Origin of the sequence: Sphingorhabdus sp. Alg231-15, from assembly GCF_900149705.1 — a bacterium.
Lineage (GTDB): Bacteria > Pseudomonadota > Alphaproteobacteria > Sphingomonadales > Sphingomonadaceae > Parasphingorhabdus.
This window is the reverse complement of record NZ_LT703001.1, coordinates 3,126,427-3,144,658: the sequence shown is the minus strand read 5'-3', so window position 1 is coordinate 3,144,658 and position 18,232 is coordinate 3,126,427. Positions and strand designations below refer to the sequence as shown.

General features: G+C 53.7%; 13 protein-coding genes. 4 read left to right on the top strand and 9 right to left on the bottom strand.

The window, feature by feature from the left end; genetic code table 11:
• Positions 1-17 precede the first annotated feature (17 nt).
• Entirely contained in the window at positions 18-1,796 is a 1,779-nt protein-coding gene (locus DG177_RS15375; protein ID WP_337658924.1) for a helix-turn-helix domain-containing protein, read from the bottom strand.
• A gap of 519 nt (positions 1,797-2,315) precedes the next feature.
• On the opposite strand from DG177_RS15375, the gene DG177_RS15370 reads away from it, so the two are divergent.
• Entirely contained in the window at positions 2,316-6,806 is a 4,491-nt protein-coding gene (locus DG177_RS15370; RefSeq protein WP_337658923.1) for a beta strand repeat-containing protein, read from the top strand.
• Positions 6,807-7,157: 351 nt separating this feature from the next.
• Here the strand turns inward: DG177_RS15370 and DG177_RS15365 are convergent, their stop codons facing one another.
• The 3 genes from DG177_RS15365 to DG177_RS15355 form a co-directional block, all read right to left on the bottom strand.
• Positions 7,158-8,003, bottom strand: coding sequence for an SDR family NAD(P)-dependent oxidoreductase (locus DG177_RS15365; RefSeq protein ID WP_108812287.1), 846 nt, complete (start codon positions 8,001-8,003; stop codon positions 7,158-7,160).
• A gap of 197 nt (positions 8,004-8,200) precedes the next feature.
• A complete protein-coding gene (locus DG177_RS15360) occupies positions 8,201-8,593 on the bottom strand; it encodes a hypothetical protein (protein ID WP_108812286.1) in 393 nt (130 codons plus the stop codon).
• Entirely contained in the window at positions 8,562-8,867 is a 306-nt protein-coding gene (locus tag DG177_RS15355; protein ID WP_337658922.1) for an alpha/beta fold hydrolase, read from the bottom strand. Before DG177_RS15355 ends, DG177_RS15360 begins: the two co-directional genes overlap by 32 nt.
• Positions 8,868-8,993: 126 nt before the next feature.
• Here DG177_RS15355 and DG177_RS15350 point away from each other — a divergent pair, with 126 nt between their 5' ends.
• Positions 8,994-9,842 carry a DUF547 domain-containing protein gene (locus DG177_RS15350; RefSeq protein WP_337658921.1) on the top strand — a complete coding sequence of 283 codons (849 nt, stop codon included), beginning with the start codon at positions 8,994-8,996 and terminating at the stop codon, positions 9,840-9,842.
• Here the strand turns inward: DG177_RS15350 and DG177_RS17775 are convergent.
• The 5 genes from DG177_RS17775 to DG177_RS15325 form a co-directional block, all read right to left on the bottom strand.
• Positions 9,839-11,860 carry a glycosyltransferase gene (locus DG177_RS17775; protein ID WP_337658920.1) on the bottom strand — a complete coding sequence of 674 codons (2,022 nt, stop codon included), beginning with the start codon at positions 11,858-11,860 and terminating at the stop codon, positions 9,839-9,841. The two genes, DG177_RS15350 and DG177_RS17775, sit on opposite strands and share 4 nt — an antisense overlap.
• Positions 11,857-12,189 carry a hypothetical protein gene (locus tag DG177_RS15340; RefSeq protein WP_108812283.1) on the bottom strand — a complete coding sequence of 111 codons (333 nt, stop codon included), beginning with the start codon at positions 12,187-12,189 and terminating at the stop codon, positions 11,857-11,859. Before DG177_RS15340 ends, DG177_RS17775 begins: the two co-directional genes overlap by 4 nt.
• Before the next feature lie 301 nt (positions 12,190-12,490).
• The gene (locus DG177_RS15335) at positions 12,491-13,054 is read right to left on the bottom strand and encodes a rhodanese-like domain-containing protein (RefSeq protein ID WP_108812282.1); all 564 of its coding nucleotides are present in this window, start codon (positions 13,052-13,054) and stop codon (positions 12,491-12,493) included.
• A 9-nt stretch (positions 13,055-13,063) separates the two neighbouring features.
• Positions 13,064-14,005: a sterol desaturase family protein gene (locus DG177_RS15330; RefSeq protein ID WP_108812281.1), complete on the bottom strand. Its 942-nt coding sequence runs from the start codon at positions 14,003-14,005 to the stop codon at positions 13,064-13,066.
• 236 nt (positions 14,006-14,241) lie between these two features.
• Positions 14,242-15,090: a DUF2306 domain-containing protein gene (locus tag DG177_RS15325; RefSeq protein ID WP_108812280.1), complete on the bottom strand. Its 849-nt coding sequence runs from the start codon at positions 15,088-15,090 to the stop codon at positions 14,242-14,244.
• Here DG177_RS15325 and DG177_RS15320 point away from each other — a divergent pair.
• Positions 15,083-16,315, top strand: coding sequence for a helix-turn-helix transcriptional regulator (locus tag DG177_RS15320; RefSeq protein WP_337658919.1), 1,233 nt, complete (start codon positions 15,083-15,085; stop codon positions 16,313-16,315). The two genes, DG177_RS15325 and DG177_RS15320, sit on opposite strands and share 8 nt — an antisense overlap.
• Positions 16,316-16,945: 630 nt before the next feature.
• On the top strand, positions 16,946-18,172 hold the full coding sequence (locus DG177_RS15315) for a DNA methyltransferase (RefSeq protein ID WP_108812279.1): 1,227 nt from the start codon (positions 16,946-16,948) through the stop codon (positions 18,170-18,172).
• The last annotated feature ends 60 nt before the right edge of the window (positions 18,173-18,232 follow it).

Below are 18,232 nucleotides of genomic sequence, written 5' to 3'. Positions count from 1 at the left end.
CATTATCGCGGCAGGAATTATACCATAGCTTTTAGTGATTTGAACGCCTCGCCGGGTGTTTCCTTGAATTCCTGTCGGTACAATTTGGCGAAATGGCTAACGCTTGAGAACCCCGAAGCGTCGGCAATTTCGGCAACTGTTTCGAACTGACGTAGCAGGATAAGATCGCGGGCGTAGCTTAAGCGGATCGATCGGATGAATGCGGCCGGAGCAAGGCCCTGTGATTTTTTGAGTCGGCGGCCAAGAGTTTTTTCGGTGATGCCCAATTCCGATGCTAATGTTTGTGCGCCGAAACCCTTTTGTTTCACATTATCAATCACTGATTGGGTAGCCCGGTCCAAAAAGCCCTGCCCTGCTGGTTGGAGTAGTTTCTTGTCGAGGCCGCTTGCGAGAAGGGCATTGAGCGTATCGCCCGCGTCGTCCGCGTTGGGCTGTGCGGGTTCATCCTGCTGTTGAGAGACGTCTATCTCATCTCGCAGCTTGATCGCTTCCGTCACGGCGGCGTTTCTTTGCCGCTGCATGGCAGTGATCATGATGGAGATGGCAACCATCATGAATATCGCTTCCACGATCGTCGAGCTGGTATAACTCAACGTAATCGGCCGCATCATGATTAGGTCAAAGGCTGAGCTGGTTTCCGTGATCCGGACTGGAAATTTGAAAAAATAGAGCGACGCGAAAAGGCCGATGCTGAGCGCGAACAAGGACGCAAAAACCGGGACAGCCTGTTTCACTCCATCAAGCATCTTTCGCCCTGACACATAGAGAAGAACAAACGGGTTGATGATGAGCAAGATCGAAACCGGGGTTCCCCAGTCCAACGGGTCGATCATGGCCCAGATAGTGCCAATCACGCCAAGGCCGGTGAGCCAATGAAATACGGCCTGCTTTCTTTGCTGCGGATCGGTGTCGATGGTCAGAAGTATCCGGCAATATTGAATATTGGCGATCATCACCAGACCGGATGCCAATTCGATAAACGGCTTCCATTGCTGTGTAGAAACAGTTGAACCGAACAGGACATGCGGCCACCCGTCAAATAGAAAGGTCATGAAAAACATCCCGATCAGATAGGCGGTATAAAACTGATAAAAACGCGGATGAATGTGCCGGAACAATATTAGGCTGAATAGCGTCATGATGATGCAAAAGCCCAGCATCACCGCCGATATGGCGGTAAACCCGCTTGACCAGTTCGACAGCAGATTGACCGATCCGATGACTGGCGTGACGGATGGCGCATAGGTGCCCGAAACACGGACATAGTAAGTTTCTTCCTGACCCGGCTCGATGCGGAAGGAGACAGATGTTTGCAGCCTGTCATTGTCGCTTTGCGCTGCTGGGATGGTCCGGCCGTCTCTTGCTATCTGGACCAGCGTGTCGCCTTGCGCCTGAAACAAGGTCACATCATCCATCACGGTTTCCATGAGGGATATGCCCCACATTTTTTCATCCGCATGGGGGTTGCGGGCTGTGAATTTCAGCCACAAGGCCCCTGGGGCTCGCGCAATGTCAAATTGCTCTTGGCAAGGCGTAAAGGTAAAGTCCTCGCTTGTTATGCTGTCCGCGCCGATGTTTCCCGCTGGATCGAGAAAATAGCTGGCCGCAAGGGGCTTTAACTGTCCGTCCGGTAAATCTGCCAGACTGTTGGCAGCGGGCCGATCATTCTCACTAAGGTCAATTCCACCACGGATGCAGTCTGCATGACCAGCCTGCGCGCGGCTCTCGGAAGACCAGATCAAGCTGATCGCCATCGCCAGCAAAATAAACCCACTCTTATGTGCAAATCCGGTCACCGTGATTCGCTCAAAAGCCTGCATATGAAGCGTGTCTTGATTGGTCCCTGAGGCCGGCAACACCATATTTCGGACAAAATTGGATGCATTTCGGACAATCTGACCCCGCCCCCTTTTTTCTTCCCTTTACCGCTGTTTACATCATCTCAGAAACGGATCGGCAGTGCAATGGCTGGAAACGGCATATTGCAAACGGACGGACTCGGCCCAGCGCCGGTCATCGTCGCTGCCTCCATTTCTACGCCGGTTATCGACCAGAGACCGGCGGTTTGAAAGCACCGGGGAGGACCATATGAGTCACTATTTTACGCGCTGTCGCACGACCGAGATTCGAGCCATCGAGGCTCGATGTCGAGGGGGCATGAGTAGGCACCCGCGGGAATGGGCGGGGTGCTCCCCGGTGTCCCGTCCATTTCGCCCGTGCCCACCAAGCGCTCCAGATATCCCACAAATATTATCGGGCCGATCCGCCCGCCAAGCCGCCGTAATGGCGCTCACCCCAATCAAGGAATTTGCATCATGACCTCTTCAATCAGAACCATCCGCTGCAGTCTTTTACTCGCAACCAGCATCGCGGCGCTGACCGCCGCCAACCCTGCTTCGGCGGAAACCTGCCTGCTCGATCGCAATAATAATGGCGAGGTGGATGGGGGTACCGATAATGACGGCGGTGCCACGACATCTGGAGCTGATGATCGCCTAGCTTGCGGCGTTGGAGCATCAGCTGCCGGTAGGGATAGCACTGCGATTGGCGCAAACAGTACGGCAAGCGGCAATCAAGGCGTTGCGATTGGCTCTGGCAGCGCGGCGACTGAATTTGGAGCTACGGCTGTTGGAGAGGGCAGCACTGCTAGTGAATCAAACGCAATCGCAGTCGGCGTTTCAAGCACGGCATCCGGCTTTCGCAGCACCGCCATCGGGGGCGAGAGCGAGGCTAGCGGTGCGGGCAGCACGGCCACTGGCGCTCTCAGCGAAGCGAGCGGTGCCAACAGCACCGCGTCCGGCAACTTCAGTGAGGCCAGTGGTTCCCAAAGCACTGCTACCGGTGCCTCTAGCGACGCCACCGGTGCGAACAGCACTGCCACTGGTAGTACTAGTGCAGCTAGAGGAGAAAGTAGCACTGCGACCGGAACTTTCAGTCGGGCCCTTGGCGACCGAAGCACCGCTACGGGCGTTTCTAGCCGGGCAACTGGCATCAACAGCACCGCCATTGGCTACTCCAGCTTGGCTAGCAACACTGGCAGCACCGCAAATGGTTCTAACGCCGAGGCCAGCGGTCTCAATAGTACCGCAAATGGTGCTAACAGCGACGCCAGTGGTCTCAATAGTACCGCTACAGGTGCGGCCAGTGAAGCTAGCGCCGATACAAGCACTGCCACCGGGGTCAGAAGCACAGCCAGCGGAGCAAACAGTACCGCGAGTGGGGCTTTTAGTGAGGCAACGGGCGGCGATAGCACTGCCACTGGAACTGTTAGTGTGGCTAGCGGTTTTCTAAGCACCGCCAACGGTGTTGATAGCAATGCAACCGCAATCCGAAGTACTGCAATAGGTTCTGAAAGCCGAGCTACCGCTTTTGGTTCTACGTCGCTAGGCAATGCCAGTGCGGCGACCGGTGTTTACAGTACCGCTAATGGGTTCGCCAGTACCGCTAATGGAGACCGCAGCACCGCCATCGGTTCAAGAAGTGTTGCCAGCGGTGACCAGTCTATTGCTATTGGTGCAGATGGCGACGATCCCAACAATATTGGCGCTCTTGCCGCTACCGCATCCGCCAGGGGCGCGATTGCGATCGGTAATGAAACACAGGCAACGGCGATTAATTCGGTGGCGCTGGGCGCTGGATCCATTGCTAATCGCGCCAACACTTTATCGGTCGGCTTTGTCGGCGGTGAGCGGCAGATAACCAACGTTGCGGCAGGCACCGAGAATACCGATGCCGTTAACCTTGGCCAGCTCAATGCCTCCATCGCAGTGGCCGGCGCAAGTGGCTGTCGCAACAATCCCGGTCCTGACGGTATCCCGGGCACTGCCGACGATCCCGCCGGTACGCTGGAATGCGGCGATGGGTCAGCGGCCTCAGCGGCTCTCAGCACCGCAATTGGCGACAATAGCGCGGCAAGCGGTCTAAACAGCACGGCCATCGGGAATAACAGTGAGGCCACAGGTGCAAGATCAATCGCGATAGGCTCGGATGGAGGGGATACTGATACTCTCGGTGCCGTTGCTTCAGCGAGGGACAGCACGGTTGTTGGCAATGATGCCGTCGCAAGCGCAAACGAAGCGAGCGCCTTTGGGGCCAGCAGTGAGGCCAGTGGTGAAGACAGCACCGCAATCGGTACAAGGAGTGAGGCCAGCGGTGAAGGCAGCACCGCAATCGGTACAAGGAGTGAGGCGAGCGGTGAAAGCAGCATTGCAATTGGCAATTTCAATGAGGCCAGCGGTATAGAGGGCATCGCCATTGGCGATTTCAGTAAGGCCAGGGGTCGTCAGTCGATCGCCATTGGCTCATTCAGTAATGCCAGCAGTGAAGAGGGCATTGCAATTGGCGATTTCAGTGAGGCCAGCGGTGTAGAAGGCATCGCCATCGGCTCATTTAGTGACGCCACCGGTGACAACAGTGCGGCCATCGGATCAAGCAGTGATGCCGCCGGTGATCGCAGCACCGCCATCGGGTCTTTCAGTGATGCCGCCGGTGACCGTAGCACCGCACTTGGAAATAGTAGCAGCGCAGCCGGTCTAAACAGCACGGCCATCGGCGTAAACAGCGATGCCACCGGTGACCAGTCTATAGCGATCGGCAGCGATGGTGGGGACGATGATACTCTTGGTGCAGTTGCTTCCGGCGGGGATGCGGTAGCCCTCGGCAATGATGCGCAGGCGACGGCGTTTAACTCCATCGCATTGGGCGCTGGCTCCTTCGCTGATCGTAAGGAAACCCTGTCGGTCGGCGCAGTGGGTGCAGAGCGGCAGATCGTGAATGTTGCAGCGGGCACGCAAGCCACTGATGCTGTCAATCTCGCACAGCTCAACGCCTCCATAGCAGTGGCGGGCGCAAGTGGCTGTCGCAACAATCCCGGTCCTGACGGTATCCCGGGCACCGCTGATGATCCTGCTGACACACTTGAATGCGGCGACGGGGCAGTGGCCTCGGCGGGCAGCACCACAGCCATTGGTGACAATAGCCAAGCAAGCGGTGAACAGGCGACTGCGGTTGGCAACGGCGCACTGGCTTCGGGTGAAAGCGCCAGCGCCTTTGGCTCGGGCGCAGTGGCCATCGGGGAAGACAGTACCGCTATGGGTTTCCAAAGTACGGCCAGTGGTTTCCGGGCGACAGCCAATGGCTTTCGCAGCACTGCCTCTGGCGAGCGGAGTACAGCTATCGGTACCCGGAGCCAGGCATCGGGCGACTTCAGCACGACTACAGGAAGCGATAGTGAGGCCAGCGGAGATGGCAGTACCGCGACCGGTTTTGATAGTGAAGCCAGTGGGCTTTTTAGCACTGCAATGGGTTTTGAAAGCACCGCGTCAGGCAGACAGACTATTGCTGTCGGTACCTCCAGTAACGCTGAAGCCAATGGCTCGATAGCGATTGGCGGCGACGGGGGCGACCCGGATTCTGATGGCGCTCTGGCGTCGGGTGAAAACGCCATTGCGTTAGGCAGTGATGCACAGGCAACAGCAGCGAATTCGGTAGCGCTGGGCGCAGCTTCTGTGGCCGACCGTGACAACACGGTTTCGGTTGGGAGTACCGGCGCTGAACGGCAAATCACTAACGTTGCGGCGGGAACCGAAAATACCGACGCGGCCAATGTCGGACAGGTTAATGCTGTGGCAAATGCGGCGACCAATGCGCAGGCCACGGCCGATCAGGCGCGCACGGAAGCCGCGGCAGCGCAGACCCGTGCGGATGAGGCTTTTGCCAACGCGGCAACCGCCCAGACGACTGCCGACACCGCGCGTGCAGATGCCCGCGCTGCGCAGCTGGCCGCCGATCAGGCCGGGGCGGGTGTGGTTGATGCGCAGGCCAAGGCGGATGAGGCTTTTGAAAATGCGGTCAAGGCACAGGCCAGCGCAGATACCGCGCGCACGGAGGCTATGCAGGCGCAAACCGATGCCAACCGGGCGCTGGCTCAGGCCGATGCCAATAGCGCTGAACTGGCTTATTTCGATAGCAACAGCAGCGGATCAGGCGCCAGCGCCACCGGTCAGGATGCCTTGGCCATCGGCACAGGCAGCGAAGCGAGCGGCGAAGAGTCGGTCGCCATTGGTGCGAACGCGCAGGCAATAAATGGCAAGGCTGTCTCTATCGGCTCCAGCAATGTCGCTTCCGGCAATGGCGCTGTGGCGATTGGTGATCCGAATTTCGCAACCGGCACCGGCGCTGTGGCGCTGGGGGCCGACAACAACGCAATCGGAACAGGTGCGGTGGCCATTGGCAATCTCAACGTGGCCAATGGCAATGGGGCCATCGCCCTAGGCAACGGCGCTTCGGCCATAGGCAATGGCGCTGTTGCCATCGGCCCCGGTGCTGTTGCCGATCGCGATAACCTGATCGCATTGGGCGGCGAGAATGGAACGGTCCGTATCTCCGGGATTACTTCAGCAGCCAGTCAGGCCGCACAAGAAGGTGCACTCAGTCTCGTGACCACTGATGCCGCTGGCAATCTCGGCGCCACTTCTCTCGATGTCGGCGGCCTCGTTAATCTCGGGGGCAGAGTTACTGGGCTGGAGGGTCAAGTCACCGAGCTTTTTGATCTGGCATCGATGGAACGACGCAAAACCAATCGGGGCATCGCAGCTGCCGTTGCACTGACGACAGCACCTTTGCCTTCAACACCCGGCAAGACCAGTTATACCGCGAACGGATCTGTTTACCGCGGCGAGGTAGCAATCGGTTTTTCGGTCGCTCATCGCCTAGATACGGATAATCCGTTTGCCCTGACTGGCGGCGTATCTTTTGCGGGTGGCAAAAATACTGCCGCACGGTTTGGCATAGCGGGAGAATTCTAACCTTGCCCGAAAAACATTTTTATGCCTTCTCCGGGTAATTGGATAGCGTTCGTTTTTAGGGAAGCGACGCTATCCAATTTGCGAGGGAGTGTAGCGGTTCAATCCAACAGCCCACGTTAGTTGAGATCAATGCATGATGATTAGAGCTGTCCTCAGGCGATCTTCCGTCAGATAATTCCTTTCTAGGTTATTGACGCGCTGACAGGTAGCTAATTGTAGGACAACAATAGGCGTAACGTACAAGTATCCTGAGTCCGCTTTTGCGCCCAAAGCAGACATTAGCGTTATGTCCGCAATATCCCAAAAGCGGACATTAGCAGCCGTCACTATTCCCTCGAAAAAGCCGACAATTCAATTATCCATATAAGCCGTAAACTGCTCTTCATATTCAGGATGCCATCGTGATAGCGCAGGACGATTGTTAATAATATCATCGGCATTCCATCTTATGCGCTTTTCATCTACCTCGCGCGTTGCTTCATTGTCAGGACAAATGACATAGAAGTCGTCATTGTTGAGCCGCTCCAGCATAAAATCAACCGTCTGTTCCGCCGTCCACGCAAAGGGTGGTTTCTTAGGAATATGCGCGGAGATCATTGGTGTGTAGACAAAACCAGGAACCAAAAGGTGTGCAGTCAATCGGCAACCTTCTGTTGTAACAAAGGCATGGGCAACGCTTTCGGTGTAAGCAAGAATGCCGGCCTTTGAGAGGTTATAGGCGTAATTTCCCGGTGGCCGGGTAATGCCTTGTTTCGAGCCGGTGTTGATAACAGCTCCTGGTTCGCCATGTTCCAGCATTGCTGGAATGAAGGCATGGCAGCCGTTGATCACGCCGCCAAGGTTGATCGACATGGTTGTCTTAAGAGCCTCCATATCTTCCCAAGGCGCACCAACAGGCATCCCTATGCCTGCATTGTTCATCAGGCAATGGATTGCGCCAAAGCGGTCCATCGTCACATCCCGGAGGGCCTCAACTTGGGCCAAATCCGATACGTCGCAGGTATGGGATGCGATCCGGTCGCTTGAACCAGCAATCTCGGCCAGTTCATTAAATGCTGTTTCAAGTGTCTCCTTGTTGCGGTCGGCAATAACTACATTCATTCCGGCGGCTGCATACCGTCTGGAAGCTTCCAATCCAATACCGCTCGCACCACCAGTGACAACAGCGGTATTCCCCGCCTTTATCCAAGCCGTCATAACTTCTCTCCCATACGCCCAGAGGTTCATCCTGCTCCTGCCAGAAAGTTTTCGATTTCTCACGTAGTTTTCATGCGAGTGATTATCTTTGAGGCCTCGATTCTCGATTCTGGATGAGAAATTTATAAATCTCGAGCCTTTGGGGTGATTGTTGCCAATATTGCAGAAATCGTCATCTTTGGTTGTTCTTCCATCAATCAGTGGCCGGCACCCTCAATAATCTCGCTCGTTGCATTTTTACTCAGTTTGTCAGCATGTTCACCAATCGCTCCGGCCAAGCTATGACTGCCGCCAATGCCGATAATTGGTAACTCCAGTTTGCGCTTTGCGAGTTCACAATTGTCTTCAGCATCTTGCTCAAATGTCGAAAAATGAGACAAAGCTCCATGCAAAGCACCGGGTTTCATATAGTATTCGGAATAACGCTTCCGTTTATCTTCCGTCATGGCCGCTCGGTTAGCGGAGAACTCGTTCCAAAATTGGTCCAAGTACTCTCTTTCCCGCCCTTCCAACATGCGCTCGGCATGCTTGCCATAAAAACCAAAATGCCAAGACAGTTTAATATTTTGAAGAATTTGCGCCCAGATCATGGGCAACTATTGATATTGGTCGCCGCAGAACATCAAGTGATTTCAGAACTGCAAAAATATCTTCAGCCAGATCGGCTTTCCAGTAGCCGCTATCAGATTTTGATGATCTTGCTATGCCGCGCAAATCCGGTGCGATGACGAAGGCGTCCTCGTTTGCAAGACTATGACATAGTGGTGCCCACATATCGCCGCTTTGCGTGTGGCCATTTCGCCGCGCACTGTAACGCTTGCCGGTTTTGGAGCGAATGTTGGTCATACGCTTAAAACTGATCACATAATCAATCTGACAAGGTCTGACATGAAAAATCGCTTGATTACGCTAACATCCCTTCTCCTTGCGGTACCCGCAAACGCGGCAGATTTTGACCATTCAAGCTGGAATGGTCTTTTGGATAGTAATGTGGCGATAGCGCCCGATTACAGTTCCTCAACCGTAGACTATACGCAATTTCAAGAGGATCGTGACGCGCTGAAATCCTATCTCGATGCGATGTCAGAAGTCAGTCGTACAGAGTTTGAAGGCTGGTCAAATGCGGATCAGCTCGCGTTCTTGATCAATGCTTATAACGCTTGGACGGTCGAACTCATTCTCACGCGCTATCCGGATCTGACATCCATCAAGGAACTGGGGTCTTTGACCCAATCGCCTTGGCAGAAGGCTTTTATCCCCTTGCTCGGTGAAACATTGTCCCTGGACAATATCGAGCATGATATCATTCGTGGCAGCGGGCGGTATAATGACCCGCGCATCCATTTTGGCGTGAATTGCGCAAGCATTGGTTGCCCGGCCTTGCTGAATGAAGCCCTTGTTGGCAGCAAGCTAGACCAACAACTGGATAGAATGACCAAAGGCTTTCTCAGGGACCGCAGCCGCAACCGGCTGGAAAATGGCAATTTGGCGGTGTCGAGCATCTTCAACTGGTATGGCGATGATTTCGAACAAGGCTGGCGCGATGCCGAAACGCTGGACGAATTTTTTGCTCTTTACGCCGACAGCCTGGGTTTGTCGGCTGATGATATTGAAGCGCTCAGCGACGGTGATATGGACATCACCTTTCTGGAATATGACTGGCGGCTCAATGATAGCAAAGGGCCAGGTGCAGCCGAGAATTCCAACTTCATCTCGCCGATATGGTTGATAAGATCAAATCCGGCATTGGTGTTGGCGGCTGGTGGCATATTTCTGGTCGTGATCGGCGGTATCATATGGGTTATCCGCCGCCGTCGCCGGAAAGCATCGCAAGCTTAACGGAAGAACGCCTCCCGCCCGATCACATATAATATCTTGTGGCCGGCCAGCAGCACGCCGCGCACCGTACCGGATATTTTTGATATACCGATGCGGCGGCGGTAATTGGCGGGACGTTCGGCGATACGCATATCCTGCTGCACTGCTTTTACCTGCATCTCAATTGTCCATCCAAAATCGCGATCCGACATATTCAAACGGTCCAACGCGTCGGCACGAATGGCGCGATACGGACCAAGGTCGGTCATTCTCTTGTCCCAGATCAGCCAGACCAGTCGGGTGGCAAGCCAGTTCCCGAATTGCTGGGGGAAGCTCATCGCGCCCGTTTGTTTCTGCCCCAGTGCACGGGATCCAATGACCAGCTCTGCCCTGTCGCTGATCAGCGGTTCGATGAGGCCCGGCCCTTCCTCCGGTACATCGGCACCATCGCCATCCATGAACAGCACGATGTTGGTAGCGGGCGGAATGGCCGCTATGCCTGCCAAACAGGCGGCGCCATAGCCGCGGCTTGGTTCGTGGACAATTTTTGCACCAGCGGCCCGTGCCTGATTGACGGTATCATCCGTGGACCCATTGTCGGCGACTATGACGCAGGGCGGTGCCGGCCAACTTTGTGCCTTTATCTCGCGAACCACGTCGCCGATCGAGGCTTCTTCATTCAAGGCGGGAATAATGACAGCTATTTCGGGACGTTCTATTGGCGTAAAGGGAGTGGGTTTTGGTTTACCAGCGTGTTTGGCTTTGCGATGGCGCAGATAGTCCCAACATAGGGCTGCCAACAATATGACGACCTGCGTGATCCAAGCCAATCCATGCACCTCAAAATCTCTTAGATCAGGATTTTCAAGGTTGAGACCCGTCAGATAGCTAAGCGGCAATGCTACCGTCGCAGCGAAAGGCCAGATCATGGGGCTCTTCACGGCAAACGGCAATATCCACAACAGATACCAACTGTTAACAGCCGGTGCGAACAGCAATATCGCACCGAATATGGTCGCTATGGGTGCAACCTCTAAGCTGCGCGTACGGGCATGTAGGATCATGATGATGCTGATACCGATCAACGCTGCACTCGCCCGGGCGATTGGAGATGGCAGCACCGCATCAAGCAGAAAAAAGCCCAGCGGATTGTAATACCAATCGCTTGCAAAAACGCCGGTTGAATCAAATCCGGCGCCCTGCCCCTGGATGATGAACACCCCATAGATCAGTGTCAGCGCCGCGATAGCAGATGCCACCGCCCGCCAGCCCATCCGCAAGAGCAGCGGCCAAAGGGCAAGTGCGACTATCTTAGCACCCGCAGCAAGCCCGAAGAACAGGCCAGCAGCCATTGGATAACGCCTTGCGACCAATATGCCCCCGAGCAGCAACATTGCCATTACCCCGTCGGGGTGAATGTGGATGATTGTTTCGGCCAATACTAACGGGCACCAAGCATATAGCGCTGCTTTTTCAGGACTGGTCCATCGCAATAGCAACGCAACCAGTATTAGGTTGATGACCGCAAAAAATATGCGCAGCCCCACAGGATCGGTGCCGGCGGAGAGATAGGCAGCCGAAAATATGAATTGCAGCGTCGGGCCGTATATTGTTGGCAAATGTGGATTATTTATCCCGTCCAAGGTCAATGCAAGACCGCTATCGGGAAGCGATTGTCCAAAAAATTCAGCCGGTGCGACACCATATGGAGTGCCCGATATTACAAGCCACCAGCCATCCCAAATGAACCGGAAATAATCATCTTCAAAGGCCGCGAAGCCAAAGATCGCCAGGAAATGAAGGATCAAGGCGACGCCAAAAACCATTCTGGCGGACAGTGCCGTTGACCGCCAAATGCCGATAAAAACGGCCAAGCTACCAAGGCTCAGCAACGCAACATAAGGCAGGACCGCGCTGTCATCGCTTTGCGATAACCATACAAGTCCGGCGGTCACGGCAATTGCCGCACCAACCGTCAACAATTTGGGAAAGCGCATCCCCATGCCGTAGGGACGAGCGATAACTGGCTGTTGTCTCAAGGAACGATGCTATACCGTTCGGAGATGTAAAACAGCACGGCCTGTCGCTGCCGAGTTTTCAGTTTGTATTCACCCGCTTTTACCTTAGCGGCAACCTCACGCGCCGTTTTGCTGTCATTGACGCCACCACTATATTCGCATTTTTTGCAGGTGATGCGCTTTTTGAACGCTCTTTTTCCTTTGCTGAACGCCACTTCACGCGGATTACGTGGTTGAGGTGTGCTAAATCCGCCGCCGCTGAATCCGCCGCCACCGCCGCCGCCCGATGCCCATGCAGGCGCAGAAACAACAACCGCCGCCGCAGCTAAAAATAAACTTAGGTTTTTCATAGCACGCTCCTAAAAATCAAATCTGCAGGTTTTAATCCCTCAGGCGGTTTTCGGATCGAAATGGCATTTCGTTACAAATCAGTTTGAAAATAAGGAAAATAATCTAACGCTATGCTGATCTCAATCGAACCCTGTGCTGATCAGACACCGCGATAAGGAACACAAATACATGTCCAATATGGTTCAGCTCGATCCATGAGCGATCTTCGATTGATGCTCTTCACCCGTCATCCGGAACCCGGATCAGCAAAAAACCGCCTAATCTCGGTTGTGTTAATGCGGCGAATCAAATGATGTCCATTTACTGGTATTTGGTGTGTTCCTGATCTTTGATCATGCGACCCCAAATCGGATTATAGGGATGCACATAGGGAGTTGGCTGCTCGCTATTGTCAAAAAGCGGGCGCCGTTCATTGTGCCATTTGAATATACCACCCTCCAGATTATAGGCCGCTTTGGCCCCTGAAGATAATAAAGCGTTTTGCACGCGATCAGCAAAGCTGGACGATCGTTGCCCGACAGAGCAATAGAATATCACGATCTTCTCATTGGAGATTTTGGAAAATTGCTCGATAAAAGCTTGCGTCGGCATCTCCGGATCGACCTGAACTGCGTCTTTCAGGTGGCTGACACCAAATTCCGGCACCTCCCGTACATCAACCAGAAGAATGCCCTCTTGTTGCAGGTTTGACAGGTCATGGCCATCGATATGATTGACCCCTGCAAATTGCTCCTCGATCATCTCATGCACTCCCGCGAGGCCAGGATTATTGCCGGACCTATTGTTGGTGAGCAGCACAAAGCCCGCTGCGGTGATCGTCCCGCAAAGCAGCAACAGGATTGAAAATTTGGCCGGCCAACTCATCCAGCACTCCTATGCTTTCGGTCCAAAAGGGCGTATCATATAATCACGCAACGACGTGATAGGCGGATATCCGTCGATCCCCGTTTTTGGAAACTCTCCATTTTCGGGCATATATTGCGTACCAAATATCCGGTCAAAAAACGAAAAGAAGGATGCGTAGTTTTTGCCAATATGGCGCACGTCACAGGTGTGGTGTTGGTGGTGGTACACATTGTCAGCAATGATATGACGAAACGGGGCTGGAAAGGAAAGCGACGGTACATCGGAATGCATGTAATAATTGGAAATGATGTAGAAGGTCGTCACCAGCATGATATGCTGCTGCGGCCCTTCGATCAAAAGAACCAGCGGCGTTGTGATCAGAAACATATACAAGATATCCTGCCCGAAATGCGAATAGCTGCGGGCGGCGTTCAAATTTTCTATTTGATGATGGATGGCATGGAAGCGCCACAGGATATCATAATGATGGAGCGCACGGTGCAACCAATATTCCATCAAGCCGACCAACAGGAGATAAAAAACGGGGAAAACCGTGAGCACCGGACCCAGGTCATCAGATGCAAATAATGGCTCCACGCCCGATGATCGCAGCAGACTAAACTCTGCTGCCTGAACCAAGATGGAAATACCAAGCGCCGTCAAACTGTAGACCAGACCATCACGATATCGGGTGCGAAAATCAGAAAAACGCAATTGCCGCCATTCGATAATCACAAAAAGCCCAACTACCGCCAAAAAGGTGAAAATACCATTCACCAGAGCCACCACAACGGTGGCCACCATCGGCGCAGTTTCGATATCTTGTAGGACAAACCAAAGTCGCTGCTGCATCCATCCGACAGCATAGAGCAGCAGTTCCGCGGCACTTAGCAGTACTGCGAAAATTACAAGGAAGCGCCAATAACCATGACGCTCCACCTGCTCGCCGGCAATATCGGGACCATTCACTATCACTTCGCCAAAGCTCTGCTCTCAAAAATTCAAGCTATACCCAATGCTGTTCGGCGGAAATGTCATGGACGTTACAAAGAGAAAGGTTTTAATTTCCGCTTTATCCCGAAAGCGAACGTTCTTCTTTGCAGCGGCTGTTGTTTTTGGAGCTGCCATTCCACTTCCCACCCATCCGCGGCCACTAAAGTGTGATGGGCCGTAGAATGCGGAGTTTGTCTGACAGCGCCAATACGTCAAAGATAGAATGGCGCCCACATGAAGAACTGAGCGCCGAAAACACCAATGGCCATGAACAGCGTGGAGCCAACGATGACGCCAGCAACCATTCGCATTTTCAGGGCTGATGAACTGTCCAGAGCGGAAAAATACAGTTCCAGTATAGCCAATGGTGCAAGATAACAGGCGAATTGCATCACAATAAAAGCCGGCGCGCTCAATCCCCCATCCAACCCCCATCCGCCGGTGGTAATCGACCAGGCCATCACCATTAGCCGTAAAAACCAAACGCCGTTAGCGACCATGAACGTTCGCATGGCCCAGCGGCTGTGCTTATCGATCTGGCGCGATGCCGCAAGTCGCCAGGCAACGATTGCGAATACGAGAATCAACAGGCCATCGATTGTTATCGCCACCGCGCCTACAAAGCTAGCAACGTCGCCTCTTAGCCAGGTCATCATGATTCCGCCCGTCGCCATCAAGAGGGCCATCACCATGAAGCTTCGGCCAATCCACCTATGAAGCGCTGGCATATGGTGCCGAATGAAAGGAAGCAGCTGGAGCATTCCACCAAGGGAAATTATCGTGGCACCAAACACATGGGTTATAAACATGAAGTTACCCATGTTATCGCCTTCAACATGGCCAACAACGATAGGTTTGTCGTTCCACGCTGCGAAATCGCCGCTGAAGGTGCGCGTGCCGTAATACATGACTATGAATGCAACAAAGGCGATCTGGCCGACCAAGGCGATGAGATACCAAAACTGGCCTGATCGCTTGAGCCATTTTACGGCAGCCGCAGTTTGGGTCTCCAACGGGGGCGATTGGGTAAGATCAGTCAGGGCTGTATTGGCGGTGGACATTGGTGGTACGCTCCATCAGTTTCGTTCTCTAGAGAAAAAGGCTGCTGGACAAATTGCGCAGTTTCGTGAGACAGTCTCGCCGATTTGGAAATCGACCATCGATTTGCATGAGAATTCGAAAATCAGTGCATGTTTTTTGCGCGGGGAGTCTGAACCATTGAAGTCTGACGCTTTATCGCCTCTTGGGACGCCTCGGTTATTAGGCGCTGCCATTGAGGAATGGGTCACCACTCTCACCAAGAAACACCCGTTTGGGCAACGCCATAACGTGTATTTTATGCTGTTCGCTCTATCAGCCATGCTGTCTTCATACGCACGAACTGTCGGCGTCGATGCCAGTTTTCTTTCTGGTCTTGCCGCGTTGTTCGGTAGCGTAACCTGCGGTTGGGCTTGGCTATTCGTACGCTCTCTTTTCACACCATCGCACGAAGACTCCGCCGCGCCGTTGATGGTGGTACTCTTCATTTTCACCCTTCAGTTTGCAGGCGCCGCTGGAGTAGCGCTGCACGGCGGTGAAGTGAATTTGCTCCGGATGACAGACAAAATCGTTGGCATGGTTGGCTCAACTTTTATAATCGTCACCCTCGCAGAAATCGCGCGCCACATTCCTGGCACACAGAAAGGTCCCGAACGCCGGTTTAGACAGCTCTTTACAGTCGGATATTTCGCGCTGATTGTCGTGGCAGTTTTCATGGTCGAAGGGGCTAATGAGGGATCGTATTTTAGCACTCACACAAAGACAATCCAGAGCATTGCCGCTTTAACGGCTTTGGCGGGTGCCTTGGTGGCACTGAGGTTCAGGCATCGGCATCCCCTGACGCATAGACCGGTCGCGGATCGAACGGCGCGACCTTCAGCATCACCGACGGCCAGAGACAAACGATTGGCGAGGCGCGTCGAAGAACTTGTGAATAAGCCCGAGGTCTATACCCAGCCTTCCCTTAAGGTCGCTGACGTCGCGGCCCAATTGGGTGAACACGACTATCTCGTTTCGAAAGCGATCACCCAGGTGTTGGGACAGTCAAATTTCAATCGCTACATAAATCGCTTCCGTGTCGAGCAGGCTCAAAGGATGTTAAGTGACCCTGGACTGAGCGGGAGCTCCATCCTCGTGATTGCCCTCGACTGTGGGTTTGCGTCCATTGGGCCGTTCAACCGGGCGTTTCGAGAGGAGACTGGAATGTCTCCAAGCGCCTACCGGCTCCAGAGTGCTCGCAGCAGGTAAGCGGACCGCGATCTTCCGGTTTGCCGCCTGAACACAAACTAGCGGATAAGGCTACTTCCCCCAATCATCTATGTTTGGACGTGACAAATGGTCTCTGATAGTCAACCCTGAGTCAGGGTGTGGCCTATACCGCTAAGAAATAGCGTGAATTTGTGCTTTCACAGGCACAATATGGAGAGTGCCGAAAATCGGGAAATGGGTGGTGCGCGACGCAGTCTTTCGAGAACGGGTCTCGCGCAGTTTTTCCCTGTTTCAGGGAATTCTACAGGGAAAATCGCCCTAATCTTCCGCTTTTTTGATCACCAACACCCCTCCAAACACCAAAATTCTGCCGATTGTGCTCTCGATACAGCTGCTCCACACCCAAAAAACAACAGGGAACTGGCTCGACGATAACAGGGAAATGATTACCAAATAACAGGGAATTTAAGCTGTACCGGGCCGGATATTCCGGGACTGCAGAGCACTATTCCAGAAACTTCTTACCATTAACGGTTGTGGATTACTTCTTCTTGACAAAAAATCGATGATCCATATTCTAGAAATGTAACACAATGTAAATTGGATAGAGGAGCAATCTCATGAACGACCCGATCGTCTTTAAAACCTTAAAATGATTGGAGAACGTTTATGTTTGAGAGCCCTACCCGCGCCGTTGCCGATACCCGTATAGATAGGCTTACCCCCTATGCGCGCAATGCGCGCACCCACTCCAAAAAACAAATCCGGCAAATTGCAGACAGCATAGAACGCTTTGGTTTCACAAATCCGGTTCTCGTCAGCGATAACAAAGAGATTATCGCAGGTCACGGCAGAGTAGAGGCTGCAAAGCTGCTGGGTATCAAAACTGTCCCGACCCTAGTGCTATCGGATATGAGCGAAGCGGATCGCAGGGCCTATATTTTGGCAGACAATAAGCTGGCACTCAATGCCGGCTGGGACAAGGATTTGCTGGCCAGCGAACTGCAGGGTCTGATTGATCTGGAGTTTGATGTTGAGTTGACCGGCTTTGACTTGGCTGAGATCGATCTAGTGCTCGATGAAGTCGATCAGGCGGATCCCGCCAAAGCTGACAGTGCGGAGGATGTGATACCACCCCTGCCCTCAAGTGCCGTGACAAGCGGCGGTGATATCTGGCAGCTGGGACGCCACCGTCTTATCTGCGGTGATGCACAGGATAACGATGTGTTCTCTCGCCTACTTGGAACAGAGCGCGCTGATCTGCTGTTCACGGATCCACCTTACAATGTCAAAATTGATGGACATGTCTGCGGCCTCGGCAATGTCAGGCACAGGGACTTTGCCTTTGCCAGCGGCGAGATGACACGGGCAGATTTCACGACGTTTCTGTCCGCAACCCTGGGCCATGCCTCCAGTCATATGCGCGATGGCTCCATCGCCTATGTCTGTATGGACTGGCGACACATGAGCGAACTGCTGGCAGCGGGCAATGCTGCCTTTGCCGAGCTTAAGAACCTTGTGGTGTGGAACAAGACCAATGGCGGCATGGGTACTTTTTACCGCTCCAAGCATGAGCTGATATTTGTGTTCAAGAAAGGTTCGTCTCCTCATACGAACAGCTTTGGTCTTGGCGAGAGCGGACGTTATCGCACCAATGTCTGGGACTATGCCGGTATCAGCAGCATGAGTGCTAGCCGGGATGAGGAACGGGCCATGCATCCTACTGTCAAGCCGGTAGCTCTCGTTGCCGATGCCATTCGTGATTGTTCCCGGCGGGGCGAGCTCATTCTCGATTGTTTTGGTGGATCGGGGTCCACGCTAATTGCGGCGCATAAGACCGGGAGGACTGCTCGGCTGATTGAATATGATCCACTCTATTGCGACACCATTATCTAGCGCTGGCAGCAATATACCGGCAAGCCTGCCGTTCGCGTTGCAGATGGGCGGCCCTTTGAA

Coding starts and splice junctions, on each gene's coding strand:
- DG177_RS15315 (WP_108812279.1), top strand. CDS start 16,946: ATGTTTGAGAGCCCTACCCGCGCCGTTGCCGATACCCGTATAGATAGG.
- DG177_RS15340 (WP_108812283.1), bottom strand. CDS start 12,189: ATGAAAAACCTAAGTTTATTTTTAGCTGCGGCGGCGGTTGTTGTTTCT.
- DG177_RS15335 (WP_108812282.1), bottom strand. CDS start 13,054: ATGAGTTGGCCGGCCAAATTTTCAATCCTGTTGCTGCTTTGCGGGACG.
- DG177_RS15325 (WP_108812280.1), bottom strand. CDS start 15,090: ATGTCCACCGCCAATACAGCCCTGACTGATCTTACCCAATCGCCCCCG.
- DG177_RS15360 (WP_108812286.1), bottom strand. CDS start 8,593: ATGATCTGGGCGCAAATTCTTCAAAATATTAAACTGTCTTGGCATTTT.
- DG177_RS15365 (WP_108812287.1), bottom strand. CDS start 8,003: ATGACGGCTTGGATAAAGGCGGGGAATACCGCTGTTGTCACTGGTGGT.
- DG177_RS15370 (WP_337658923.1), top strand. CDS start 2,316: ATGACCTCTTCAATCAGAACCATCCGCTGCAGTCTTTTACTCGCAACC.